Here is a 26258-nt window from a genome sequence, read left to right on the forward strand (position 1 = left end):
ATGTGTATGCATGTGAATTGAACGTTGGTTAATATGTTTTTTGTCGAATCGTGTAGTAAGTTGTTAAGTTTGGTTAATGTAATTCAGGATAGGTGATCCCGGGAAGGAAAACACGGCATGAAGGTTAATCTGCAAGATCAGAGAAAAATAATTTGGGTCGCTGTGGGCGGCTTATTATGTTTCCTCGCAAGTCAATGGTTTCGTTCTTCTTCAAGCTCTGATCTGATCATATCGGGTTACCCGGTTTTGACACTCTTGGGTGGATTTGCTGCGGTAGCGGCTTGTATCGGCATCTATAATCAAAGCTGGTTGTTTCGGACACAGAAGCTAACGCTTCGGAGGACATTATTGACAACACTCTTTTTATTGATTGGACTATTTGAACTGGTTCATATCGTTTCATTTGCAGAAGAGATTCCAAATGGAGCCATGATGGAATCGGAGTTTTCCTTAATGATGTCAACCATGGGATCTTTGGTATGTTCCGTAGGTTTACTGCTCGTGTATACCTTAAATGAGAAAGAGTTTGCATTACCACGCAAATTCTTACTGTTAAGTGGGACATTGGGTACCTTTGTTATTTTGTACATACTGGCTATTCAGGAATGGAGCATGTTGCCGAGTATGCTTGATGGGGAAGTGCTTGGTGGTATCTTCACTCGAGTTCATCTTATGGTTGGATTGCTCTATGGCATTATTGCAGTTCTTTTGTTTGTACAATGGAAAAAAACCAAAGACAGTGATTTACCAACCATTCTATGTGGCATTCTGTGTTTCTTTTTTGGTGAATGTTATTTTGTTTCAGCAACTGGGGTGAACGATCTCAATCTGTTATTAGGATTGCTGAGTAATTGTATGGCATATTTTTTCATCCAAAAAGGACTGTATACGTCCGTAGTGGACACACCTTTCCTGCAACAGCAGGTCGCGGAAGCCAAGATGAACTATATTGCTCATCATGATGATGTAACGGGACTTCCAAACCGTCGTCGCCTTTCACAGCAGCTGAAAAAGATGATGGATGACGCCGTGGTGCAGGAACAGCTTGTTGGTGTATTGGTCCTGAATATTAATCGGTTCAAAACCATAAATGATTCGCTTGGACAGCAAGCAGCTAACCGTGTTTTGCGTCAGGTAGGTCAACGACTGAAACAATTGTCCCTTCCAGGAGAAGAAGTCTTTGGATTGGGAAGAGATGAGTTTGCATTAACGATGACAGATTTCAGTTCAACCGATATAGCGTTGCGTCGGACAAGATCCATTTTGCAACTTTTTGAGAAGCCCGTCTTGGTTGATGGCAATGAGTATCATCTGACACTTGGAATTGGGATGGCCATTTTCCCACATGATGGGGAGTCACCACTGGAGATTATTCAGAATGCCGATACGGCTTTGCACAGTGCAAAGGAACAAGGAATGGAACTGAATCGTTTTGCCCATGCGATGCAGATGAAGGCACAGGAGCGTTTGCAGCTTGAGAATGATCTGCGCAAGGCGTTGGATCGAGGTCAGTTCTACCTGGTCTACCAGCCGCAGGTTAATCTGCAAAGTGGGCTAATCGTTGGCATGGAAGCCTTGGTGCGTTGGCAGCATCCGCAACGAGGCTCGGTATCTCCGGCGGACTTTATTCCTCTGGCAGAAGAGAGTGGGCTCATTGTGCCACTTGGAGAATGGGTGCTTCGTGAAGCGTGTGCACAGAACAAACAGTGGCAGGAAGCCGGTTATCGTAAACTGTGTGTTTCGGTGAATCTGTCGATGAGACAATTCAGGCACTCCCATTTGTTGGACAATATCAATGGCATTCTCAAAGAGACGGGACTAGAGCCTGTATGGCTTGAACTGGAGATTACAGAGAGCATGACATTTGATAAAGACCGGTCATTCGAACAGTTGCGCAAAATCAAAGAAATTGGTGTGCATATCAGTATTGATGATTTTGGAACGGGATACAGCTCGTTGCACTATCTGAAGGATCTGCCGATTGATCGGCTTAAGATTGACCGTTCATTTGTGAATGAAGTCATGGAGGACAGCAATAACGCAGCGATCGTATCTACCATCACCTCAATGGCGCATCATTTACAACTGAAAGTCACAGCTGAGGGTGTGGAGAACGAAGATCAGATGGTCTTTCTTCGCAATCAACACTGTCACGAGGCTCAGGGTTATTTCTTCAGCAAACCGATTAAAGCCGCTGAATTTGAAAAGAAGTTTTTGAGAGATGTGGATAAGCCTACAGGATAGGGAACAGCGGGGGCGCGAGGGTGCTCCTGCTTTTTTTTGATGGATGCGTAATGAAAAAAATGGAAAATATGACTTGCATGCTATAGAGGATCATGGTATATTATTATTTGTAAAATCACTGTTAAATTCCTAAGGAACTTAACAATAAATCTTCAATCATGCGGGTGTAGTTCAATGGTAGAACTTTAGCCTTCCAAGCTAATAGCGTGGGTTCGATTCCCATCACCCGCTTAATGAAGCAGTACCGGAGTCCTTGCGATGCAGGGGCTTTTTCTATTGCGCTAAAGGAAATCCCGTGGTAACAGCGATCAGAAGATTGTTCTATTTTAGGAGTGGCGAGTAAGTAAGTATTCTTTAGTTTAAATTATGTACCCTTTGCTTTTTTACAATGTTCTGGTACAATAACGGAGAAATTGATACTACACATGAATGAGAGGTAACCATACGTCCCATGAAGTAAAACACATGAATTGAACCCCAGTTAACTGCAGACGGTTTTATGACGCAGTCAGCCAGAGCGGCTGAGCAATGAGGGGATTCGTGTGTCCAAATTCAGCTATGGGAAAAGGTATGGAGCAAGTAAGCCATTGAGGTTTACGTGTACCCTGTATTTTGGGTTTCTTTGTTCATGCCGTAGCTTACCTTAGATCTGTCTTTGAATGCTTGATCCAACCCTGAATTGCCAAACCGCCGGCTGATGCCAGCGGTTTTTTTTGTTCAGCAAAAAGGATGCAGGAAGGATGAGGCCTCATGATGACATTGGTACGCTTACATGAAGTATCAAAAGAGTGGAACGGTATTGAATTGTTTACAGGATTGAATTTGGAGATTAATGAGGGCGAACGACTCGCCATTTTGGGTCGCAACGGATGCGGCAAGACAACGTTGTTACGTATCATTTTGGGTGAGGAGCATGGTGGTGGACGGATTGAACGTCATATCCCTCAGCAGGAATGGGGGTTCATGCGCCAGCGATCGGAGATTGAGACCGGGATGAATGTACTGGATGCGGTCCGTCGTGAGAGCGGTCAGATCTATGAAGTGAAACGGAACTTGGAAGAACTGGAACAACGGTTGAGCATGAGCACTGAAGCGGATGAAGAGTTGCTTGCAGCTTATACACAAGTGATGGAGCAATATGAACAGTTGAACGGTTATATGTGGGAGACTGAGGTAGAGAAAGTACTGACTCGCCTTGGATTATCCGCAGAGCATTGGAATAGACTCTATCATTCCTTGAGTGGTGGACAAAAAACAAAGGCTCGTTTGGCGGGGCTACTTGTCAGCAAACCCAAATTCCTGATCCTGGATGAACCGACGAATCATCTGGATGAGGGAAGCATGCGCTGGCTGGAAGAGTGGTTATCCTCATATGAAGGTACGCTGTTATTTGTATCACACGATCGTACGTTTATTGATCAGGTAGCAACAGGAGTCATTGAGTTCAGTCCAGATGCCCTGACCAAATACAAGGGAGGTTACTCCGACTACAAGATCCACAAAGAGCGTGAATTACGCGAACAGGAAACGATCTACCGCAGGCAGGAATTGGAACGTAAGGCGTTGGAAGAAACGATTCGAAATTATCAGGAATGGTTCCATAAAGCGCATAATTCGGCGACTGATGTGGAGGTGAAGATCACCCAGAGTTTCTACAAAGCCAAAGCCAACAAAAATATTTCACGTTACCATGCGAAACAAAAACAGCTGGAACGTTTAGAGCGGGAACGGGTGGATAAACCTCGTGAAGCTGCAAAGTTGAACATGGAATTACAGATGAATCCACTGGCTGCACGCCAGCTGCTTGCGCTGGAAGAGGTGAGTTTTTCATATACGGGAGACAAATCATTGCTACGCAATCTTCGAATTACTGTGGAACGCGGAGATCGGCTTGCTGTACGAGGTCCTAATGGAACCGGCAAGACAACACTGCTGAAATTGATGATTGGTGAACTGGAACCTTCGCAAGGCAAGGTCACCCGGCATCCACAGCTGAAAATCGGTTACTTTTCACAGGAGCTGGAAGGGCTTCCCGAAAATCTGACGCTGCTGGACAGCTTGCTTACTCTTCCATCCATGACACAAAGTGCGGCACGTACCATTCTGGGATGTTTCCTATTTTCCAGAGATGATGTATTCAAGCGCATTGGGGATTTGAGCATGGGGGAAAAGTGCAGAGTGGCATTTCTGAGACTGTACTTTGGCGGAGCCAATCTGCTGGTGCTGGACGAACCGACGAATTATCTGGACATTGATACCCAGGAAGTCATGGAGAATGTATTAAAACAGGCTTCAGGTGCTTTGGTGCTTGTATCCCATGACCGGATGCTGACGAAGTCACTTGCGAATCGGTTATGCGATCTGGAGGCTGGTGGCACAGCAACTCTGTTTGAAGGAGGTGTGTCGGATTGGGAGCAGTCCACCAAACTTCGGGAGGTGGCGCTGGAGACCCGGGAATCCGATGACGAGCGGTTACGATTGGAGATGCGCCTATCGGAGTTGCTGTCTCCTGTGAGCACTGCTGGAAAAGACAGTCTGACACAGCCCGAGCATTCGAATGAGCGAGCAGTCGAGGCAGCTGAGATTCGCGAAATCCAGCAGCGCCTGAAACAATTGAAAGATAAAGGTGCAAGCATAAATTAGAATATGGACGGCTTGCTATTTCGATCTATTTTGCATATAATTATGAACGATCATCGATGATTACATCGATATAGGTAAACTAAGCAAACGTGATGATGGAGATAAGTAAGCAGTGCCTCTGGACAGGGAGGAAGCGCCTTAGATTGAGAGCGTTTCTGTAGAACAAGGTTGCCGAAATTCACTCCGAAGCGGTTCCCTGAACCTGTTTGTGTGCAGACACAGAGGCAACAGTAGGGGCAAACGGTTAACGGTCGTTATTCCGTACAAAGTGAGACAGAACCAGTTGCAGGCCAGAAGGGCCACGCAGCAATGGATGTCTAACAAGGGTGGTACCACGGTCTTTTCGTCCCTTCAGGGGAGAGAAGGCCTTTTTTTGTTGCAAAAACACCACAAAAAGGGGGCAATTACACATGAAAGAACGTTTAGAGGCATTGAAGATCGAAGCGCTGGAGCAGTTGTCTAGTGTGAATGATCCGCAGACGCTCGGTGATCTGCGTGTAAAGTATTTGGGGAAAAAGGGTGCATTAACTGAGATTTTGCGTGGTATGGGTGCGCTTAGTGCGGAGGAACGTCCAGTTATTGGTCAAGTAGCCAATGATGTTCGGGCTGCCATTGAGGAAGTCATCGACAGCAAGCAGGATCAGTTCCAGAAGGAAGAGACGGCGAAGCGTCTGCAATCCGAGAAAATTGATGTGACTCTGCCAGGACGTCGTGGACGTCAAGGCGGACTGCATCCACTGACCAAAGTGGTACAGGAGATCGAAGATATTTTCATCGGTATGGGATACCGCGTAGCGGAAGGTCCTGAAGTCGAAATGGATTATTACAACTTTGAAGCATTGAATCTGCCGAAGAATCACCCGGCGCGCGATATGCAGGATTCTTTCTATGTTACCGAAGACTTGTTGATGCGTACCCATACATCTCCGGTTCAAGTACGTACCATGCAGAGCATGAAGGGCGAGGTGCCTGTCAAAGTCATCTGTCCAGGTAAAGTATACCGCCGTGATGATGACGATGCGACACACTCTTTCCAATTCAACCAGGTTGAAGGTTTGGTCATCAGCGAAAACATTCGTATGAGCGATCTGAAAGGAACCCTGTTGCAATTCGTACGCGAAATGTTCGGTTCCCACACAGAAATTCGTCTGCGTCCAAGCTTCTTCCCGTTCACAGAGCCAAGTGCGGAAGTGGATGTAACTTGTGTACAATGTGGCGGCAGCGGCTGTCGCGTATGTAAGCAAACAGGCTGGCTTGAAATTTTGGGCGGCGGTATGGTTCACCCGAAAGTACTGGAGATGGGTGGATACGATCCGGAGAAATACAGTGGCTTCGCATTTGGTATGGGCGTAGAACGTATCGCGATGCTGAAGTATGGAGTCGATGATATCCGTCATTTCTACAATAGCGATCTGACCTTCCTGAAGCAATTTGGACGGCTGTAACTTTAAGACAAGAAAGATTAACCATATAGAGCAAGCGAATGAACCGGGAACACCAATTTATAGATGAAGGAAGTGAACGTCCATGAGAGTATCGACAGATTGGCTGTCTGATTATATTTCCCTTGAAGGTGTGACGCCACAGGAATTGGCAGAGAAAATCACCCGTGCGGGTGTCGAAATTGATGTAGTGGAGAACCGCAACAAGGGCGTGAATAAAGTTGTTGTAGGTTATGTGAAGAGCAAGGAGAAACACCCGGATGCAGACAAACTTAATGTATGTGTCATCGATGCTGGTCAGGAAGAAGATCTGCAGATCGTGTGTGGTGCGAAAAATGTGGATGCAGGCCAAAAAGTAGTCGTAGCCCTGGTTGGAGCGAAGCTCCCTGGTGGATTGGATATCAAAAAAGCCAAACTGCGCGGTGTTGTCTCCCTTGGCATGATCTGTTCCGCCAAAGAGCTGGGCATGAACGATAAATTGTTGCCGAAAGATCAGCAGGAAGGTATTCTCGTTCTGCCGGAACAAACAGAGGTTGGCACGCCAATCAGCCAGGTTCTTGGTCTTGACGATCATGTTCTTGAACTGGACCTGACACCGAACCGTTCCGACTGTCTCAGCATGCGTGGTGCAGCTTATGAAGTGGGTGCCATCCTGGGTCGTGAAGTGAAGCTGCCAAGTCCCAAAGACCAACTGGTTGAAATTGGTGATGCAGCCGCGAATCATATCTCTGTAGAGATCAAGGCACAGGAGCAATGCATTCACTATGCAGCTCGTTATGTAACCGGCATTAAGCTGGGTGCTTCCCCGCTGTGGATGCAAAACCGTCTCATGGCGGCAGGTGTTCGCCCAATCAATAACATCGTTGATATCACGAACTATGTCATGCTGGAATACGGTCAACCGCTACATGCATTCGATGCGGATAAGCTGGAAAAGGGCCATATTGAAGTGCGGATGGCCAACGAAGGCGAAACGATTGTTACGCTGGATGGACAGGAGCGCAAGCTGGAGCCGCACATGTTGCTCATCACGGACGGCGTGAAACCTGTAGCCATCGCTGGGGTTATGGGTGGCGAGAATTCCGAGGTATCGGAAGGTACGGTGAATCTGTTGCTGGAGTCCGCCAAGTTCGACGGCGGAACCGTTCGGAAAACGTCGCGCCAACTGGGGCTACGTTCCGAAGCAAGCATGCGTTTTGAGAAGGAAGTAGACCCGGGTGCGGTCATTACGGCTTTGGATCGTGCGGCTGAACTGATTCAGCGTTATGCTGAAGGTGAAGTGCACCAGGGAATCGTGGAAGCTGGAGCAGAAGCTGCGGAGAAACGTGTAATTCAATTGTCGCTGAACAGACTGAATCGTTATCTGGGAACTGATCTGTCTTTGCTTGAGGTAAAAACGATCTTCGCTCGCTTGCACTTTGCATGTGGTGATGCTGATCAAGGATTGCTGGATGTGGAAGTGCCAACACGCAGAGGGGATATTACGCTCGATGTAGACTTGTTTGAAGAGATTGCACGCCTGTACGGATACGACAACATTCCAACCACATGGATTGAAGGACCGACGACTCCAGGGGCATATACACGCTCTCAAGCAATGCGCCGCACGATTCGTGGATTGCTCTCAGGCAGTGGTTGGCAGGAAATGATCAGTTACTCCTTTGTACACCCGGATAAAGCGACATTGTTCCCGGCATTGACACAAGGCAGTAAAGCCGTGAAACTCGCGATGCCTATGAGTGAGGACCGCAGTGTGCTTCGTACGAGTATTTTGCCGCAAATGCTGGATGCAGCGGTGTATAACATGAACCGTAAACAGGATTCACTGGCTGTATTTGAAGTGGGCAATGTGTTCTTCACTGAAGAAGATCAGTTGACCAAACAACCACATGAGATTCCGGTACTGGGCTTGCTGCTCACCGGGAATCGTGCAAGCCAGCAGTGGAATGTTGGAGCGGAGAAAGTAGACTTCTTCGATCTGAAAGGTGCTCTTGAGCATCTGTTCGCCTATGTGGGGCTTGAACAACGCATTCGCTTGGTAGCAAACAGCCCTGAAGGATTCCATCCGGGACGTTCCGCATCGGTTTACCTGGAAGGTAAGGATGGCGGGGAAGGCACATTGATCGGTACATTGGGTCAATTGCATCCGGAACTGCAACAGCAGTATGATCTGAATGATGTGTACATCGCAGAGATTGCACTTGAATCGATCTACAATGAAGCAGACGCTGACATTCGTTATCGTGAACTTCCGCGTTTCCCAGCCATGGAACGTGATATCGCGGTTGTTGTGAATGAGGATATTGAAGCGGGAGATATGCTGCGCGCCATTCGTGAATCGGCGGGTGAATGGTTACAAACTGTACAGGTGTTCGATGTGTTTACTGGTAGTAAACTGGGTGAAAACAAGAAAAGCGTGGCGATGGCACTGGTATACCGGAATCGTGAACGTACACTGACCGATGAGGAAGTTACTGAAGTTCACGCCCGTGTAGTGGCTCGTCTGGAAGAGCAATTCGGAGCGGAATTGCGTAAATAGGACAAAAGAAGATTTTTTGAACAAAGATTAGCAGGAATTGTTTGAAGTCACATCGAATCCTTAGCATTAGAGGATCGATGTGACTTTTTTGTGATTACAGCTTAGAATCAACATACAGACTTGAAGGAGGGCACAACTGTGACTACACCTGATCGTACACGCGTCACCGTAGAGATCTACGGGACTTCCTATAAACTGGTTGGCAGCAGTGCCGACTATATGAAACAAGTAGCTAACCTGGTAGATGAGCGTATGGGCGCGATCTCCAAGCAAAATTCCCGTCTGGATACTCCGCGTATTGCGGTACTGGCGGCTGTACATATGGCTGAACAGTCTCTTCAGACTCAGGAAATCCGTAATGAACTGAAGATGCTCACTGGAGAACGTACAGAACTGAGAAACGAATTGAATCGGTTAAACGCCATACAAAATGAACATCAACAAGAATTGGAACGGCGTGACCAGGCTCTTGCTGATTTGCAACAGCTGAAGATTGAAGCAGAGCAGGCGTTGCAAAAGTCCGAATCGGACAAAAATTCAGAGATAGCCAAGTTGAATAAGCTGCTGGAGCAAGAACGCGCTCAAGCAACGGAGCGAGTGCAGAAATTGCAGGCCCAAGCGACGGCACAACTGAAGGAAGCAGAAGCCAAGGGAACGAAACAGCTGAAGGAAATGGAAGAGAAAGCGGCTAACCAGCTTAAAAATGCACAGGCACAGGCTGCTTCCCAGCTCAAAGAAGCTCAGAACCGTTCTGCAGCCGAATTGCAGCAGGCGCAGGCCAAAGCTGCGGCGCAATATAAAGACCTGCAGGACAAGACTGCAGCTCAATTAAAAGAAGCCGAAAGCCGTGCCGTTGCAGAACGTCAACAGATTGAAGCCAAGGCTGCGCAGCAGGTTCAGACAGCCAAGGAAGAAGCCGAGTCGGCCATTTTGTCCGAGTTGGAGCAGGCAGAGAGCAATCTGAAGAAAGCTCAGGAAGAAGCAGCGTTGCAATATAACGAACTTCAGCAACAGATGGAACTTCGTCTTCAACAGGCTGAAGAAAAAGCGCTGCAACAGACACAAGAGCTCACGGATCAGGCGAATCAGGAACGGGCTGACTTGCAGGAACAAGCGGAGCAGAAGCGCCTGACTGAGATAAATCAGTTGAATGCGGAGTTCAAGGCGTTATCCGAGCAGTTGGAACTCGAATGGATGGAGAAAGAAGCAGCCCTCGAGGAACAATTGCAGCAAGCCAAGGAAGCAGCAGCGTCCCAGGCAAAAGAAGCCGAAGCTGCGGCAGAGGCCTTATTGCAAGAAGAACAGGGCAAGCTCAAGCAGCAACTTGAGGACCAACGTAAACAGGCGGAGACTCGACTATTAGATGTCGAAGAGCAATTAGAAGAAGTAATGACCCAGCTCATCAGTGCACAGGACATGGTTGCAGAGCAAGAACAGCAGCTTCAGCACGAGCGTGGTCAATTGGAATCGTTACGTCATGAGCATGGGGTCCGTAAACAGGAGCAGGAAGTTCAGACGCGCCGTATTACGGAACTGGAGCAACAACTGGAGCAGTTGAAAGAGGACCGTTCCCAGTTGCAGGAGCTTCTGCGTGAAACGGAACAGGCTGCCCAGCAATCCCGTGATTCACAGGAACAATGGAAGCAGAAGTATAATGAAACTGTGGATAGAGAAACCTCTCTCACAGCACAGCTACGCAAACTTCAGGAGCAACATGCACAGCTTGAACAGGAAGCCCAAAAGCTTCGTGAGGCTGAAGTGAAGTCGGAAGAGGAACAGCGCAGACTGCAAAAAGTGCTTGAACAGGCTCATGCTGCGGTGCGTACATTGCAGAATGAGATCGGCACACTTACGGAACGTGAGCAGTCCTTGAAGGATCTTGCTGAGCAGCGATTGGCTGAGATCGGAGACCTGGAGAATCAGATTCTTGAAGTTGCTGAACAAAATGAAACGTTGGAGTCTGGTGTGCAATCCCTTCATGATGAATTGTCCGTGGTGAAGGAAGAGTCTCGTTTCAACCATGAAGAGGCTGTGCAATACCAGAAGGATGCAGAGCTTTTGGAAGAGAAACGCAATCAGCTTGAAGTTGAGCTAAATGTTGTTCGGGAAGAGCTGAACCGACTTCAGGATAACTATAAACAAATCCGTAACGATTACAGTGATGCATTACAACGGGAAGAGAATTACAGTTCCAAGCTGGATGAATTGAGCAAGGAGAAACAAGAGATTGTGAGCGCACTTGAAGAATCGAGACAGTCTTCGGCTAAACTTTCCGAGCGCTACTCGGAGCAAGAGAGCCGGCTAGCCCAGACTGAGGAAGAAGCGTTGGAGTGGCAGATCAAACACGAAGAACTGTCAACCAAACAGAACGAGTTGGCATCCCGTCTGGAGCAGTTGACAAGACGTGAAGAAGAACTTCGCTCAAGCGTTGAACAAGCAGAGCAGAACGACCGGGTATGGCAACGCCGTGCAGATGAATGGGCGGCTCAGGAACAATCATGGCAGGAACGCTGGGCTACACTTGAGAATGAACTGACGGTTTGGAAGAGAGAAAGTGCTGCAAGTAGTGAGTTGCTGGAGGGACTGGAGCAAGAACGACAGCAGCTGGACAAGTTACGTGCAGAAGCGACCCAAGAGAAAGAGATCATGGAAACTGAACTGCTTGAGATGGGGGAGCGTTACGAACTAGCGGCCAATCAATTACGTTTGTTACAGGTTGAACGTGAAATGGAGCAGGAGAAGGCAGAGCAGCTGAACACGGAATATCGTCAGTTGCATGATGAATATACGAAATTGCAGACGGAATATAACGAATGGATTGAATTGATTGAACAGGACCAGACCTAGCGGAATGAATGCAGCAGAACTGGCTCGTGGGCAACGTACTCTGGTACAATTTGTTATACTAAAGAAGGAGCTCCCGTCGCTGCGGGGGCTCCTTGTCTTGAATACTATTCTTCAACGATAATTTTGGAGATCATGCTGCTGTGTCCTGAACCACAGAAGACAGAACAGGACATTTCAAACTCACCAACTTTGTCCGGGGTTATGACTTTGGAGCTATTTCTGGTATCCAGTTGAAGATTCAGCTCAGGCACAAGAATACCGTGATTTCCGTTTTCATTTTTATAAACAATGTTAACGGGAACGCCTTTTTTAAGATGGTACTCAGGTTGATCGAATTCATAGTTACTTGCCTTGATGACCAATTCTTCACTGGCTGTAACTCCAGCATCAGCATCGGATCCATTGCTGCCAGATTCTGCGGACTGTTTTGCTCCTCCACATGCAGTGAGGACCAGAATTAACATACAGGCAGCAAGCCATGTTATGCCTTTCTTCATCATGTGCCTCCTTAAAGCGTGATATGGATAAAATTTGAATGATTGCTCCAGTCATCATACCGCAATATGCGGATGCCTGTACACGCTGCGTATGTCGTTTTTTTGAAAATTGTACGTGTACGGCAGAGCGTGTGTACTGCCCGAATGAAATAAACCCCTTCCGGCACAGGGCCTTCAGAGGTTTAGGAGAATACATGGGGACGTTAGGGTGAAGTGGAGATTAACTTTTGGAGCTTCGTCCGGCATCAAAAGGGGTGGATACCGGGATGAAGAGATCGATAATCCCGATAACCAGCGCAGCGAGAATGGCACCGAGCAGGCTGACTTCAACATGATCTACAACATATTGACCAAGCCAAATCACCAGTGCGCTAACGATAAATCCGACAATACCGCGACCAAACGGGTTGACTCTTTTGCCGAAGATACCTTCAACGATCCAGCCGAGCAGGGCAATGACAAGAGCAAGCAACAGAGCGCTCCAGAAGCCACCAACGGCGAATCCGGGAACGATCCAGCTGACCACCATTAATACAATTGCAGCGATGACAAATCGCACGACATGTCCCAGGAAATTCATGGTGTTTACCTCCTTTTATTCGGATTGAACTGAGCAGGGCAACTCCAAGGGGGATGGAGAGGTTGCACAATCCTGACACCTGTAGTTTGTGGTGTTATGGTTGAAGTTATGTGTGGAAGGATTCGTTAAATAGCGTAAGAAAGTTTCTTTCGTTATAATACAGATATAGTTTGGAAGGAGTTGTACACTTGGACACGAAAATTTTACACACACTGGAATATCGCAAAATTTTAAATACATTGCTTAGCTTTGCCCAGACGACCATGGGAAAAAAGAAAGCGGAGCAACTTGAACCAAGCAGTGAACTTGAAGAAGTGAAGCGGTTGCTGCAGCAAACCGATGAAGCCTTCACATTTGATCGCTTGAAAGGCTCACCGTCGTTTGGGGGAATTGTAGATATTACGGTTTCCATCAAACGTGCTGAAATTGGAGGCACACTTAACCCTCACGAACTTTTGGGAATATCCAATACAACCTTTGCAGCGCGGCGATTGAAACGTCAGATTGGTACTTTGCATGAAGATGAGCCCATCGAATCATTGTTCTATATCAGTGATCAACTGTCAGAGCAAAAAACGCTTGAGGATGCCATCAAAATCTGTATTGACGATAATGCAGAGGTTGCCGACAGTGCAAGCGTAACGTTGGCGCAGATTCGTCGTGAGCTGCGAGGCGGAGAAGCGCGGATTCGCGAAAAACTGGATTCCATGATTCGATCCTCTACCGTATCCAAGATGCTTCAGGATCAGCTCATCACCATCAGAGGAGACCGTTTTGTGATCCCGGTGAAAGCTGAATATCGTTCGTACTTTGGCGGGATTGTACACGATCAATCCGGTTCGGGTGCGACATTGTTCATTGAGCCGGAATCCATTGTTGCAATGAACAACAAATTACGCGAAACCCGGATTCGGGAAGAACGCGAAATAGAAATTATTTTGCAGAAATTGACGGCACTTGTCAGTGAGCAGGGAGAGTGGCTGTTGTATGATGTCGACTTGCTGGGATCACTTGATTTTATCTTTGCCAAAGCACGTCTGGCTCGTGAACTGAAAGCAACATTGCCTCGCATGAATGACCGCGGGTTCCTGAAGCTCAAGAAAGGCCGTCATCCACTGATTCCAATTGAAAACGTGGTACCAATTGACATAGAGTTGGGCAATGATTATACATCCATTATCGTGACAGGTCCCAATACGGGTGGTAAAACGGTAACGCTCAAAACAATTGGATTGCTGAGTCTGATGGCCATGTCCGGTTTATTTGTTCCGGCTGAGGATGGCAGTCAGTTATGTGTATTTGATGCGATCTATGCAGACATTGGGGACGAGCAGAGTATCGAGCAGAATCTGAGTACTTTCTCCAGTCATATGACCAACATCATTCGCATTCTGAAAAACATGACACCAAAAAGTTTGGTATTACTCGATGAACTTGGCGCAGGGACAGATCCGGCTGAAGGTTCCGCACTGGCAATCTCCATGCTTGAGCATATGCACCGGACGGGATGTCGCATGGTTGCAACCACTCACTACAGTGAACTGAAAGCATACGCATATGAGCGTAAAGGTGTCATTAATGCCAGCATGGAATTTGACATCAACACACTGAGTCCAACCTATCGCCTTCTGGTGGGTGTACCTGGACGAAGTAATGCATTTGCCATTGCAGAGCGACTGGGACTGCCGGGTTACATTCTCGACTACGCCCGTGGCGAAGTGAAGGAAGAGGATCAACGGATTGAGCACATGATTGCTTCTCTTGAAGAGAACCGTCTTACGGCCGAACAAGAGCGTGAGAAGGCAGAGAGCTTGCGCCAGGATATGGAGAAATTACGCAGTCGTCATCAGACCGAACTGGAGAAGCTGGAACAACAGCGTGATCGCCGGATTGAAAAAGCAGAAGAAGATGCACGTAGCATTGTGGACAAGGCTCGCGCGGAAGCGGAGAAGATTATAGCAGATCTTCGCCTGTTGGCTATGGAAGAAGGTGCTTCTGTGAAGGAGCACAAACTCATTGCTGCCCGCAAACAGCTGGACGAGGCTGAACCGGAGAAACGCAGAAAAACGGTCAAGAAGACGGCAACAGCGCCGAAGACTCGTGCTATCGGTCCTGGTGATGAAGTGCTTGTCTACAGTTTGAATCAAAAAGGCCATGTTGTAGAGATGGCGGGTAGCAAAGACGCTATGGTACAACTGGGGATTATGAAAATGAAAGTATCCCTGGATGACTTGGAACTGCAGCAATCGGCTCCCGCAGCCAAACCAAAGCAAAAACCGGTAACGGGTATGAAGCGCACACGTGATGATAATGTAAAAAGTGAATTGGATCTGCGTGGTACCAACCTGGAAGAAGCCCTGATGGAGACAGACCGGTTCATTGATGAAGCTTTCCTTGCCAACCTGGGCCAAGTTTATATTATTCACGGTAAAGGTACAGGAATTTTACGTTCCGGTATTCAGGATTACCTGCGTAAGCATAAACATATTAAAAGCTACCGGCTGGGCAATTACGGAGAAGGCGGGAACGGTGTGACCGTCGCAGAATTGGAATAGCCGGTCCATGAATCAATGATATTCTGTGACCTTATTCATGAAGGTCGCAGATGGGAGAGGGGAACGGTGCGTGATAGAAAGCATTGACCAATTGCTGTCTCATCCCTTGGGGATGGTACTCGGTTTTTTCTCGGTAGCGATTATGGAGCTGCTCGTATTTCTGGCTTGCTTCGAACTGGTGACCAAGTATAAATGCTGGACGGAGATCAAGAAGGGCAATGTGGCCGTTGCGATGGCTACAGGAGGTAAGATCTTCGGGATCTGCAACGTATTGCGGTTCTGCATACAAGCGAAATCTTCGGTATATGAAGCCATGACATGGTCATTCGTAGGGTTTATCCTTCTGCTCATTGCCTACTTTTTGTTCGAATTCCTGACACCCGTGTTCTCCATTGACAAGGAGATCGAATCGGATAACCGAGCTGTCGGATTGATATCCATGATTATTTCAGTCTCGCTGTCGTTTGTTATTGGCGCGAGCATTATCTAGGGGGACCAGTCATGAAGATATTGATACGGATTCTGTTTGCGGCATCGATCGTGTTTTTTGCCATCGGTGTCATCTATGTAATGAATACATGATTATATGAAAGAGAAAGGTTGATCAATATGGAAACAACAGTATGCCCTTGGTGTCAGACGGAGATTGTATGGGATGAGGAACTCGGTCCTGAAGAAGAGTGTCCTTATTGTCACAATGAGTTAAAAGGATACCGTACACTCAACATTAACATCGATGATGAAGAGAACGATGAAGCTGAGGACGACATCTATGATGTAGACGATGTAACGAACGAGAAACAGACTACGGATCTTTCAGATCTGTGGGGGGATGAAGTCGAACTCAAATTGCCGGAGTTGCGAACGTTAACCAAATACGCGGATGAAGGTAATGATCTCATTCAGTATGAACAAGGTGTACAGAAGCAACTTGATCATCAGGAAGAAGTACCAGAGTGCCCGAATTGCCGGGAATTCATGATTCTCGCAGGTACACAAGCTGCAACGCAGGATAACTTCACACCAGTTGCTAACGCAGCTTCAGGCGAAGGGTCACTATTGGCATCACCGTTTAAAGTATTGACCTATGTATGCTCTGGATGTTTCCAAGTTCAATACAGTCTGTCTGAGGAAGATCGTCTGCGTCTGATCAAGAACCTGAGTACGCAGGAATAAACATTTCGGAGATTCTAACCAATTTCATAGCAATCCTGAAGATTCATCATGTTTTCCTCTTGCTTGGGGCACGTTAACCCTAAGACCTACCTGTACATAGTTCACTTCAGGTGGATGAAGGAGGAGCAGATGAAGATTACTTTAGGCCGACAATCCATTCTGCTTTTGGGCGTGAATGGATTGTTTGCGTTAGCCGGAGCGTTGTCGGGAACCTTTTTGAATGTGTTTCTGTGGAAAAGCCGTCCGGATTATGCCATGTTGGGGTGGTTCACTCTCAGCCAGCAACTGGCCATTGGACTGACATTCTGGCTTGCTGGCAAATGGGTCAAGGAACACAATAAAATGAGTGCACTACGACTAGGTACTGCGCTGTCTGGCATATTTTATATGATAGTCCTCTGGGCTGGTTCCAAAGCTGTAGACTGGATATGGCCTCTGGGTATGCTACTGGGTTGTTCCTTGGGGCTATTCTGGATTGCATTTAATGTTGTGTATTTTGAAATAACGGATCGGGCAAACAGGGATTTATTCAATGGCTGGGTCGGGTTACTTGGTTCGATGACAGGAATTATAGGTCCATGGTTCTCCGGTCTGATTATTACTCGCATGACAGACAACACAGGATATCGGCTCATCTTCACGGTATCACTCGTTATTTATGTCATAGCAGTAGTTTTTAGTTTTTTTCTGAAAAAAAGAAAGGTGAGCGGTACATACCGCTGGTCGGAACCTTGGATACAGCTATCCAAGCGGGATAGTCCCTGGAGGACCTTAGGCTTGGGTTTGTTCGCTCAGGGTGCACGTGAAGGTGTCTTTGCCTTCCTGATTGCACTGCTTGTATATTTGGCTACCGCACAGGAGTACAAATTGGGGCAGTTCTCACTCATCACTTCTGCTGTGGCACTAGTAAGTTATTGGGCAGCCGGGAAATGGTTTAAACCACAGTATAGATCAAAAGGCATGTTCATTGGAGCCCTCATTCTGCTCGTTGTGCTTCTTCCTCTTCTCTGGAAAGTGACCTATGGTACGCTGTTAATCATGGGGATTGGGAGTGCTGTTGCGATGCCGTTATATGTATTACCGATGATATCAGCGGGATTCGACATGATGGGCACAAGTGGCGAAAATGTGGAGAAAAGGGTTGAACTTGTCGTTTTGAGAGAGTTATGCCTGATGCTTGGCAGACTATGTGGGTTGACCATATTTATTGTGACAGTCTTAAATGCTCCGTCTCTACGCATGTTAACCTGGCTTATTATTGTCCTCGGTGCTTCTCCGCTAATTGGATGGATCTTTATGCGCAAGTTATTGAACCGAACGGAAGGGCAAGAGCCCTCGGCTTAGCAGGCTTCCCAATATATAAACAGGGTACAGCGGCGGGAAAAGAGAACTTTCCGTGTGCTGTACCCTATTTGTAGTTGTATTGATTCAGTTGTTGGTTATACAGGAGATGGTTTACTTGTACGTGTGAGAGAGAACAGATCCATATCAGGGTTTTGTTTGCCAGTAATAGCATCCACAATTAAGGAAGCAGCAATCATGCTGTATACGGTTCCGTTACCTCCATATCCTTCTACAAAATATGAATGCGGATAATCGGGATGTGTACCGATCAGGGGGAGGCCATCATTCGTATTACCAAACACAGCGCCCCAGGCATAATCGACTTCAAGATCATCTAAAGGGAAATAGGAACGGACCTCTTCCAGGAGTGTATCTCCCCGGTGTTTTGAACGTATTTCACGTTGATCTTCTCGAGGTGTTTCTTCATCCAAACCGCCTGCGATGATTCTTCCGTCCGGTGTTGTTCGCATATACAAATATGGGCGAGCTGTCTCCCAAATCATGCTGTGTTCAAACCATTCACTAAGATCAGACAACGGTTTGGTAGCAATCGCGTAGGTCGTTTTCAGATAGGCTCCGCGATCCTTTTTGATGTCCTGTGTCTCGTAACCGGCAGCAAATATGACTTTCTTGGCACGGATTTTACCGTTGGCAGTGTGGCAGACTACACCATCTTCATCGTATTCACAGTGTATCATCTCCGTCTGACCATAGATTCGAGCGCCACGCTTATTGGCGGATTCAAACAAGGCATGAACAAAACGATAGGGGTTCACTTCCGCATCTCCCATGGTGTACAGTGCAGCGGGTTTGCTGAAGGGGAAATGCTGGCTTATTTTGTTGGCATCCCACAGTTCAGCTTCAAAACCATAACGCTTCAAGGTCTGATATTCTTCCTCCAATAGGGCCACATCATCTTCACTGCTCGCAAAACAAAGACTTGTTCGTGGGATAAACCAAGGGTCTGTATCCAGGCTGTCTGCAATTTGAGCAAGTTGTTTCATGGCTTCACGACAAAGCTCATAAAAACGTACGCCTTTTGCTTCACCAAAAGTGTGGATACATGAGGTTAGTGTCTTGTCATTGGTGTATTGTAAAAGACCTGTATTGGCAGAACTGCTGCCGTTGGCAATGTCTCGCTTATCAATCACAACAGTGTTAACACCCTGTTCCGTGAGTAGTTTAGATGTCAATGCGCCCCCCATGCCCCCACCAATGATGAGGCAGTCACAAGAGATGTCTTCTTGCAGAGCAGAATAATTAAATGTTGAATTGAAAGTGGAGGGCCAGAAAGGTGTGCCATAGACCAGATCCATTAGAAACATCTCCTTTATAATTTAAATTTGTATACTTTTGTGTGACCGGGTTAACAATAATTGCGCATAAACTTTATGCCGAGGAGGCCATCGAAACATGCAGAATCATACTATGCAAGCGCTGAGTCCCAAGGAATTGAACTACATTGCGGACTCTATCACCAATGAAGAACTGCTGATTAAGCAGTGTGCAGCCACAGCTTCCATCACACATAATCCACAAATTCAACAAGCTCTGAATCACTATGTTCGCTCACATGAACAACATCTGAACACGCTTGTCAATGCACTGCAGCAACATCAGTCTCTTGCACCGGCGCAAGTCAGTAATTGAAGACAACTCTAACTGTATAGGAGGAAAACGCATGTATTCTCAATCTTTATCAACTAATGGCGCTTTTATGCAGGAGCAGGATCTGCTGAAGTCGATTCTTGCAGATTTAAGACGAACCTCGCGCGAATATACGACTGCGACAACGGAAGCTTCCTGCCCCATGACACGTCGAATGTTCACAGACCTGACGAACGATACCCTAAGATTACAAGGGGAACTGTTCAATCTGATGCAGCAAAACAACATGTATTCTGTCTCGTCCAAGGCACTTCGTCAGGACGTGGACAAGCAAATTCAGTCCGCCCACCAGACCCAACAAAAGTGTCAGCAATTCATTCAGGAAAAGAATACGCAGAACAGTTCATATAGCCAAGCTCCTAATGTGTCTCAGCATCAACCGAATTACGGTAACCCTTATTACATGTAACCTTTGCAAAAGAGGTTTGAAGCACCTAACGTTACAGGACCATACCACCGCTTGCCTGAATTCAGGGCAGGCGGTCTTTTGTCTATGCATCAACGTCAAATTCATGTAATATAAGTATTAATTCATTTTCAGGAACCTGGATGACGCTGGAGGGAAAACCATGAAAGATTTGAACGATCTGCAATTAAAAGTTCTGGATCTGCTGAAGGAAGACGCGAGAAGGACTCCCGCACTGCTGTCGACGCTGCTGGGGGAGTCGGAAGACAAGATCAAGAACGCCGTGGCACAGCTAGAACAAGACCACGTCATCGTGAAATACGCAACCGTCGTGAACTGGAGCAAAATAGATGATGAAAAAGTAACGGCCCTGATTGAAGTGCAGATCACGCCGGAGCGTGGTCGTGGTTTTGAAGGGATTGCCGAACGTATTTATCTCTATCCGCAAGTAAAGTCCGTATATCTCATGTCCGGTGCATACGATCTGCTCGTTGAAGTAGAAGGTGGCAACCTGCGTGAAGTCGCTAATTTTGTGTCGGAGAAACTGTCTCCGATAGACTCTGTACTTTCAACCAAAACGAATTTTATTCTCAAAAAATATAAGCAGGACGGGATTATCTTTGAAGACCATCAGGAAGACAACCGTCTCATGATCTCGCCGTAAAGGAAGATGTGTCATGATAGTGAATGAACAGACAACCGGGAACAACAAGAAAATGACATCTTATCTGGCACCCCTCGTGCAGCAGATACCTCCATCCGGAATTCGTAAATTTTTTGATCTGGTTGGAGACAACAAGGATATTATCACATTGGGTGTGGGTGAACCTGATTTTGTTACCCCTTGGCATATGCGTGAAGCTTGTGTATACTCGCTGGAAAGAGGTATGACCAGCTACACATCCAACGCAGGTATGCCGAAGTTGAGAGAAGCCATCAGTGAATATCTGGATACTCAGTTTGATACCAAATACGATCCCAAGGATGAGATTATTGTTACCGTGGGTGGCAGTGAAGCGATTGACTTGGCTTTGCGCGCATTAATTGTACCTGGCGACGAGATTCTCATTCCTGAACCTTCGTACGTGGCGTATTCACCAATCGCTTCTATCGGTGGCGGTATACCAGTTGGTGTTGAAACCTACGCGAAAGATCAGTTCAAGTTAACGGCCGAAGCACTTGAAGCTGGTATCACACCGAAGTCGAAAGTGGTTATTCTGTGTTATCCGAGTAATCCCACTGGAGCCATCATGACGTATGAAGAGTGGCTGCCTATTGCTGAAGTGATTAAAAAGCATGATCTGATTGTGATCGCGGATGAAATTTACGCTGAATTGACGTATACGCAAAAACATGTTAGCTTTGCAGCTATCCCTGACATGAAGGAGCGGACCATTCTCGTAAGCGGATTTTCGAAGGCTTTTGCAATGACAGGTTGGCGGATCGGTTACATGTGTGGTCATCCTGAGCTTATTGCAGCCATGCTCAAAATCCATCAGTATACGGTAATGTGTGCGCCGGCCATGGGTCAGGTTGCTGCACTTGAGGCGTTGACAAATGGTTTGGGTGAGAAAGATCGAATGGTAGAATCGTATAATCAGCGTAGACGTTTAATTGTGCAGGGATTCAGGGATATTGGACTTGATTGTCATGAACCTCAGGGAGCATTCTATGCATTCCCGAGCATTCAAAAGACGGGTATGAGTTCAGACCTGTTTGCTGAGCGATTGTTAACGGAGAATAAAGTGGCTGCTGTTCCGGGCAATGTTTTTGGCCCTCAGGGTGAAGGCTTCTTGCGTTGTTCTTATGCTACTTCTGTAACCCAATTAAATGAAGCTTTGGAACGAATCGGAAACTTTGTTTACAAACTGCAAAAAGAGGGTTAATACTAAAGTAGAATCTTTTTAAAAATGTGACATTTTTATCATTGAAAAAAATAACTTTCTTTTACAAAATAATGTGATATAATTTCAATTTGAAATAAGTTTTCATAAATTTGGAAACCATTTTTCCAAGGAGGGGTTAGCTTTGTTTTGTGTTGAATATGATTTACCGACGAATCGTGGGCACTATCTGGCAGAAGGCGATCATGGCGACCGATGGTCGGTGAAACCCGATAACGCATCTTTGCATGACATTTCCTTGGAAGATGAAATTCATATGCTTCGTCGCAAGATGGAACAGATCTTCCTCGAAGAGAAATCATTCACATCCGATATTGTAATTGAAATCAGCAGTTTGCTGGATTTAAAGATTAATGAATATATGAAGGCTAACCCGATTAAAGCAAAATAACGTTTATGCTGGATTGAAACGTTTCATTAATCGAATTAGAAAGTAAAGAAAGGGAGACCTGAGAAGGTCTTCTTTTTTTGTGTGTAAAGGCAGGGTGATCCCCCGATAAGCCAGGTTATTTTTTTGCGTGGAACAATTGTGATATATTGGACATAGGAGACTAAAGGGGGAACTGGAATGAAGAGATTTTGGGGGCTTACTGCAATCATTTCTATCGTTTTTCTGCTTGCTGGTTGTGGAGGTAAAGATGGTTTTTCGATTTTCATCATTGATAACCAAGGAAATCCATCTGTAATCTCAGAGCAGTTACAGGCCAATCTGCAACAGAAACTGGGCGAGGAACCCAAGGTAGAAGTGATCACCAGTGCGATGTATGATGTTCAGAAAATTATGGTAGAATATGCGGCTGGAGGACATGATATTTTCATATTGCCTGAATCCGACATGAAACAATACGGAAGTAATGGCTCCAATGTTCCGCTGGATGATACTTTTGATCCCAAGAAGTTTGAACGGGGTGTATTTGAGGGTGGAGTATTGGTAGAGAAGGGTGAAGGAGATGGAGGTTCAGATCTCAAGCAAGAATCACATCTTTACGGCATTCCACTCGAAGATATGAAAATGTTTAAAGATGTAGAATATGCTGCGAGCAATTTGTTCGCCACCATTCCAGTGTCATCTTCCAATGTCGAAGAATCCAAAAAAGTGCTGAAGGCGCTGACAGAGTAAAGAAAATTCAGAATGGCTATGGAAGGAGGGAAGCGGATTGCTGATTACGGTCACAGGCGGCATAGGTAGTGGTAAAACCCGGTTTGCCCTTAAGTACGCAGCCGGGATTAGCCGGGAGGGTGTATATTTATCCACCGGTGATCATGATCCCGTTATTCCCGAATTGCCATCCGCTCATTATCGTGCCATTCATGCCGGGAACGGTCAGCATCTGACAGAGGTGATCACCCAGATTAATCGGGAATCCAATCTGTTTTTGGCGGATCAGCGAATTGTAATTGTAGACAGTCTGACCTCCTGGATGGCTGCCGGTTTCAGGGCAACAGAGGATCTGGATCATCAGCGTTCAGAGACACAGCTTTTGCTTGATGCATTATTGTCTTATCAGGGGAAGTTGCTTGTGATTACCAATGAAATGCATGGCACATTGCATCCTACCGAGGAAGAACGAATATTTACAGCGAGAATGGCTTCGGTTAATCGGATGCTGCAGATACATGCTGAAAAGATGTACTTGCTGGTATCTGGTCTGGCTATCGATCTTAAGAGTCAGGGCATGCGAAATGAAGATGAACGATAGCGAGATGACATAAACGGGTGACATAAAGAAGCCTCCTTAACCACGAATTGGTGGCGAGGAGGCTTTATTTATTAAGCTATCCTTTTTATTTCTGCTTTTTGCTACGTCTGATCCACCAGATGATACATCCGATGACAATGATGGCCAGAATGACATACACTACAATGGAATAGACGTCCATAAAGTGCAAAATGCTCTCCCATGATGCGCCAAGCGCAGCACCAACGCAGACAAGAATGACATTCCAGATCAATGTACCAATGGTTGTAAAGAGAAGGAATAAACCAAATTTCATATTGGACATGCCTGCGGGAATGGAGATAAGACTACGAACGAGGGGAACCATTCGGCAGAATAATACGGTCCACATGCCATATTTGTCAAACCATGCATCGACACGGTGAATATCCTCTTTTTTGATGCGCAGAACATGTCCCCAGCGTTCCACAATTTTCTCAAGGCGTTCGACGTCAATGAGTAAACCAATACCATACAGGATCACAGCACCAAAGACAGAACCAATAGTTGCGGCGATAATAACTCCTGGAAGAGTGAGACTGGTATAGGTGGTCATGAATCCGCCAAACGGCAAGATGATTTCGGATGGAATCGGGGGAAATACGTTCTCAAGAGCAATAATGAGTGCAATGCCTATGTAGCCGTATTGTTCCATGAAATCGGTTATCCAGTTTTGCATAATCGTCTCCTTTACTTTTGGTTTCCTTTGATTTGTCGTATACTCGGCAGAGCACACCAATTCTTATATACGTGTAAAGCGATAGACGGGTTTCTGAAAAAATGGCATTCCCGTATTCATTATTATATTACCAATTGGAGGGATAACGATGGGCATATATACACGAACAGGTGACGAAGGACAGACTTCGGTCATCGGTGGACGCGTCATCAAGGATGATGACCGAGTTGAGGCTTATGGCACGATTGATGAATTGAACTGTTTTGTAGGCCAGGCGATCAGCCTTATTGACTCTGCTCAAGGGGAATTTGAAGATCTGCGTGAACATCTGCTGGAAGTTCAGCAGGAACTGTTTGATTGCGGGTCGGATCTGGCCTTTGTGAAGATTAGTGAGACCAAATATAAGGTGAGAGATGAAATGGTCACACGTCTGGAACAATGGATCGACCAGTATGATGCAGAGAACCCAAAAGTGGAACGGTTCATTATTCCTGGTGGCAGTCAGCTGTCTTCTGCTCTTCATGTGTGCCGTACTGTATGTCGTCGCGCAGAGCGTCGCACGGTAACACTTGGACAACATACAGATATTAATCCGTCTGTACGACGGTATCTAAACCGACTGTCTGATTATTTCTTCGTGGTTGCACGGACGGCCAACGCGAGACAACAGGTGGCCGATATTGAATATGTGCGGAGCAAAAAAGTCTTCCGCCGCAAAGAATGAGCCAGTATTATTCGCCGATTGTCTACACGGTGACCGAACAAGAAGATGGCTGGCTGCTGAAGACCGTGCTTCAGCGGCGGCTGCTGGTGTCGCGTAAGCTTTTGTCCAAAATTAAGCTGACGGAGCAAGGTGTCATGCTTAATGGAGAGCGCGTGTACATTAGCGTCAAGGTAGCTGCGGGTGATGTCGTTGAAGTTCGGATGGAGCAAGAGGAATCGGATGATATTTTGCCCGAGCCTATTCCATTTACCGTTCTGTATGAAGATGAGCACTTGCTTATTGTCAACAAGGATGCGGGCATCATCGTTCATCCGACACATGGACATTATACAGGTACTTTGGCAAATGGCGTTGTTCATTACTGGAAAACCAAGGGCGAGCGCTTTCGGTTTAGACCGATTCATCGCCTTGATCAGGAAACGTCAGGTGTTCTCGCCATAGCCAAGAACCCTTATGTCCATCAACATGTCTCTGAACAGATGATTGCAGGAACAGTGGACAAGAAATATATTGCACTTGTGCACGGCAGTCCTGTCCCGGAACAGGGGGCAGTAGATGGCCCGATCGATCGCGATCCTGAAGAGCCACACCGCCGAATCGTAACACCTGATGGCTACGCTGCAAGAACGTTGTACACGACCGTAACACGTTGGTCAGGGGGCAGCGCCAGTGCGATAAGCCTCAAGCTGGAAAGTGGCAGAACCCATCAGATCAGGGTACATATGACGTCCATCGGCTGCCCGTTGATAGGTGATCGAATGTACAAGACACTACCTGTGCATGAGATCGATGAGCAGACCATGGCTGTTCGAGAAGAACGGGACAGCTGGATCGAACGCCAGGCATTACACGCTTGTGAGCTGACGTTTGAACATCCAATTCTAAAGGAACGCATAACGTTCCAAGCTCCTTTTCCAGCAGATATGGCCGCGCTGGAGCAACGTTTGAATGATGAGGCAGCTCCCAGAGAAGAACTGTAGGAAGCTGCGACGAGTCCCTTAGATCTGCACCTCGTATCGCAGTTTCCTGCACGGCCTGTCCTGTTTGGAGTTCAACGCTGTTTGTCTTACCCTTGTGAGGGATGCTTAATGCACCCGAACAACATGCCGTAGGCTAATCATTATGGTTTAATGTATTGATGTTTACCAATTTGATGTTAAATATTTCAAGAATTCAAATTTCAAAAGCTTTTAAGGATACAAAAGTTGTGAGATTTTGACCCAAAAAAATATAGCGAATGTGTTTTGATCTCATTCGCAAAAGTCAGTAAAATTACATGGCGATGGTATCGA

The 26258-nt window shown here is 46.5% G+C and carries 23 protein-coding genes and 1 tRNA gene; 19 read left to right on the forward strand and 5 right to left on the reverse strand.

What is annotated here, in order from left to right; all coding sequences use genetic code 11:
* Positions 1-117 precede the first annotated feature (117 nt).
* The 3 genes from C161_RS08945 to abc-f all read left to right on the forward strand — a co-directional run bounded on the left by C161_RS08945 (position 118) and on the right by abc-f (position 4887).
* Positions 118-2244 carry a bifunctional diguanylate cyclase/phosphodiesterase gene (locus C161_RS08945; RefSeq protein WP_036669765.1) on the forward strand — a complete coding sequence of 709 codons (2127 nt, stop codon included), beginning with the start codon at positions 118-120 and terminating at the stop codon, positions 2242-2244.
* Positions 2245-2404: 160 nt separating this feature from the next.
* Positions 2405-2475 (forward strand) — tRNA-Gly (locus tag C161_RS08950).
* A 519-nt stretch (positions 2476-2994) separates the two neighbouring features.
* Positions 2995-4887 carry a ribosomal protection-like ABC-F family protein gene (gene abc-f / locus C161_RS08955; protein WP_036669766.1) on the forward strand — a complete coding sequence of 631 codons (1893 nt, stop codon included), beginning with the start codon at positions 2995-2997 and terminating at the stop codon, positions 4885-4887.
* Between the two features lie 244 nt (positions 4888-5131).
* On the opposite strand, the gene C161_RS32955 is transcribed toward abc-f, so the two are convergent.
* The gene (locus C161_RS32955) at positions 5132-5269 is read right to left on the reverse strand and encodes a hypothetical protein (protein WP_235193773.1); all 138 of its coding nucleotides are present in this window, start codon (positions 5267-5269) and stop codon (positions 5132-5134) included.
* Between the two features lie 28 nt (positions 5270-5297).
* Here C161_RS32955 and pheS point away from each other — a divergent pair, with 28 nt between their 5' ends.
* From pheS to C161_RS08970, 3 genes are all read left to right on the forward strand, one after another.
* Positions 5298-6332, forward strand: coding sequence for a phenylalanine--tRNA ligase subunit alpha (gene pheS, locus C161_RS08960; protein ID WP_036669769.1), 1035 nt, complete (start codon positions 5298-5300; stop codon positions 6330-6332).
* Positions 6333-6414: 82 nt separating this feature from the next.
* Positions 6415-8868: a phenylalanine--tRNA ligase subunit beta gene (gene pheT, locus C161_RS08965; RefSeq protein WP_036669772.1), complete on the forward strand. Its 2454-nt coding sequence runs from the start codon at positions 6415-6417 to the stop codon at positions 8866-8868.
* A gap of 138 nt (positions 8869-9006) precedes the next feature.
* On the forward strand, positions 9007-11715 hold the full coding sequence (locus C161_RS08970; RefSeq protein WP_036669775.1) for a hypothetical protein: 2709 nt from the start codon (positions 9007-9009) through the stop codon (positions 11713-11715).
* 104 nt (positions 11716-11819) lie between these two features.
* Here the strand turns inward: C161_RS08970 and C161_RS08975 are convergent, their stop codons facing one another.
* Both C161_RS08975 and C161_RS08980 read right to left on the reverse strand, forming a co-directional pair.
* On the reverse strand, positions 11820-12215 hold the full coding sequence (locus C161_RS08975) for a cytochrome C oxidase subunit II (protein ID WP_373461337.1): 396 nt from the start codon (positions 12213-12215) through the stop codon (positions 11820-11822).
* Positions 12216-12432: 217 nt separating this feature from the next.
* Positions 12433-12792, reverse strand: coding sequence for a phage holin family protein (locus C161_RS08980; protein ID WP_036610114.1), 360 nt, complete (start codon positions 12790-12792; stop codon positions 12433-12435).
* A gap of 188 nt (positions 12793-12980) precedes the next feature.
* Here C161_RS08980 and C161_RS08985 point away from each other — a divergent pair, with 188 nt between their 5' ends.
* From C161_RS08985 to C161_RS09000, 4 genes are all read left to right on the forward strand, one after another.
* A complete protein-coding gene (locus C161_RS08985) occupies positions 12981-15347 on the forward strand; it encodes an endonuclease MutS2 (RefSeq protein ID WP_036669790.1) in 2367 nt (788 codons plus the stop codon).
* Between the two features lie 37 nt (positions 15348-15384).
* A complete protein-coding gene (locus C161_RS08990; protein WP_081745925.1) occupies positions 15385-15837 on the forward strand; it encodes a DUF350 domain-containing protein in 453 nt (150 codons plus the stop codon).
* 119 nt (positions 15838-15956) lie between these two features.
* On the forward strand, positions 15957-16523 hold the full coding sequence (locus C161_RS08995; RefSeq protein WP_036669791.1) for a hypothetical protein: 567 nt from the start codon (positions 15957-15959) through the stop codon (positions 16521-16523).
* Between the two features lie 129 nt (positions 16524-16652).
* Positions 16653-17867, forward strand: coding sequence for an MFS transporter (locus tag C161_RS09000; protein ID WP_036669793.1), 1215 nt, complete (start codon positions 16653-16655; stop codon positions 17865-17867).
* 95 nt (positions 17868-17962) lie between these two features.
* On the opposite strand, the gene C161_RS09005 is transcribed toward C161_RS09000, so the two are convergent.
* The gene (locus C161_RS09005) at positions 17963-19183 is read right to left on the reverse strand and encodes an NAD(P)/FAD-dependent oxidoreductase (protein ID WP_036669794.1); all 1221 of its coding nucleotides are present in this window, start codon (positions 19181-19183) and stop codon (positions 17963-17965) included.
* A gap of 97 nt (positions 19184-19280) precedes the next feature.
* On the opposite strand from C161_RS09005, the gene C161_RS09010 reads away from it, so the two are divergent.
* The 7 genes from C161_RS09010 (at position 19281) to C161_RS09040 (ending at position 23545) form a co-directional block, all read left to right on the forward strand.
* On the forward strand, positions 19281-19517 hold the full coding sequence (locus C161_RS09010) for a hypothetical protein (protein WP_036610100.1): 237 nt from the start codon (positions 19281-19283) through the stop codon (positions 19515-19517).
* Between the two features lie 31 nt (positions 19518-19548).
* Positions 19549-19944: a spore coat protein gene (locus C161_RS09015; RefSeq protein ID WP_036669796.1), complete on the forward strand. Its 396-nt coding sequence runs from the start codon at positions 19549-19551 to the stop codon at positions 19942-19944.
* A 160-nt stretch (positions 19945-20104) separates the two neighbouring features.
* Positions 20105-20605 carry an Lrp/AsnC family transcriptional regulator gene (locus C161_RS09020; RefSeq protein ID WP_024628343.1) on the forward strand — a complete coding sequence of 167 codons (501 nt, stop codon included), beginning with the start codon at positions 20105-20107 and terminating at the stop codon, positions 20603-20605.
* 13 nt (positions 20606-20618) lie between these two features.
* Positions 20619-21827 carry an aminotransferase class I/II-fold pyridoxal phosphate-dependent enzyme gene (locus C161_RS09025; protein ID WP_036610094.1) on the forward strand — a complete coding sequence of 403 codons (1209 nt, stop codon included), beginning with the start codon at positions 20619-20621 and terminating at the stop codon, positions 21825-21827.
* Positions 21828-22014: 187 nt separating this feature from the next.
* Positions 22015-22236 (forward strand): aspartyl-phosphate phosphatase Spo0E family protein, encoded by a 222-nt coding sequence (locus C161_RS09030; protein WP_179198508.1) that lies wholly within the window; start codon positions 22015-22017, stop codon positions 22234-22236.
* Positions 22237-22413: 177 nt separating this feature from the next.
* Positions 22414-22965: a hypothetical protein gene (locus C161_RS09035; RefSeq protein ID WP_017689626.1), complete on the forward strand. Its 552-nt coding sequence runs from the start codon at positions 22414-22416 to the stop codon at positions 22963-22965.
* 37 nt (positions 22966-23002) lie between these two features.
* Positions 23003-23545 carry a bifunctional adenosylcobinamide kinase/adenosylcobinamide-phosphate guanylyltransferase gene (locus C161_RS09040; RefSeq protein ID WP_017689625.1) on the forward strand — a complete coding sequence of 181 codons (543 nt, stop codon included), beginning with the start codon at positions 23003-23005 and terminating at the stop codon, positions 23543-23545.
* A gap of 85 nt (positions 23546-23630) precedes the next feature.
* Here the strand turns inward: C161_RS09040 and C161_RS09045 are convergent, their stop codons facing one another.
* Complete coding sequence (locus tag C161_RS09045; RefSeq protein WP_036669798.1) at positions 23631-24242, reverse strand: DedA family protein; 612 nt, start codon at positions 24240-24242, stop codon at positions 23631-23633.
* A 148-nt stretch (positions 24243-24390) separates the two neighbouring features.
* Between C161_RS09045 and C161_RS09050 the strand changes: the two genes are divergently transcribed.
* Positions 24391-24966 (forward strand): cob(I)yrinic acid a,c-diamide adenosyltransferase, encoded by a 576-nt coding sequence (locus tag C161_RS09050; RefSeq protein ID WP_036610088.1) that lies wholly within the window; start codon positions 24391-24393, stop codon positions 24964-24966.
* Entirely contained in the window at positions 24963-25946 is a 984-nt protein-coding gene (locus C161_RS09055; RefSeq protein ID WP_036669800.1) for an RluA family pseudouridine synthase, read from the forward strand. Before C161_RS09050 ends, C161_RS09055 begins: the two co-directional genes overlap by 4 nt.
* Positions 25947-26258: the final 312 nt, after the last annotated feature.

It is taken from the genome of Paenibacillus sp. FSL R5-192, assembly GCF_000517845.1.
Classification (GTDB): domain Bacteria; phylum Bacillota; class Bacilli; order Paenibacillales; family Paenibacillaceae; genus Paenibacillus; species Paenibacillus amylolyticus.